General features: G+C 55.6%; 1 protein-coding gene. It reads left to right on the top strand.

The features are described from left to right. Positions 1-24 precede the first annotated feature (24 nt). A partial coding sequence (locus tag SB679_RS24650; protein ID WP_410704915.1) for a hypothetical protein occupies positions 25-266 on the top strand: 242 nt, incomplete at its 3' end.

The following is a 266-nucleotide window of genomic DNA, read 5'->3' as shown; positions in this document are numbered from 1 at the left end:
CCCAAGGAAGGGAAATCCTACGGAATGACCGATATGCAGTCAGCCGCTAGCCTGGTTAGCGTGGCTTCTAGGCGCGCCGATGAAGTTGAAGATTATGTCTTTTTGCCCTCCGGTGTTGCTGAGGAAACGTTGCGTGCATTTGGCGATGGCCAGGCGGTCCATAGCCGAGATAAGGCCGCTGCCGTCCTGGATGAATCGAAGAGGAAATCCCGCCGCAGGGTGGATTACTGGCTCAAGGCGCTGACTCCTGAGGTGATTCTTGATAG

Origin of the sequence: Chryseobacterium sp. SIMBA_029 (assembly GCF_046535275.1) — a bacterium.
GTDB lineage: Bacteria > Bacteroidota > Bacteroidia > Flavobacteriales > Weeksellaceae > Chryseobacterium.
The sequence above is the reverse complement of the archived record's forward strand: the minus strand, read 5'-3'. Positions and strand labels throughout refer to the sequence as shown.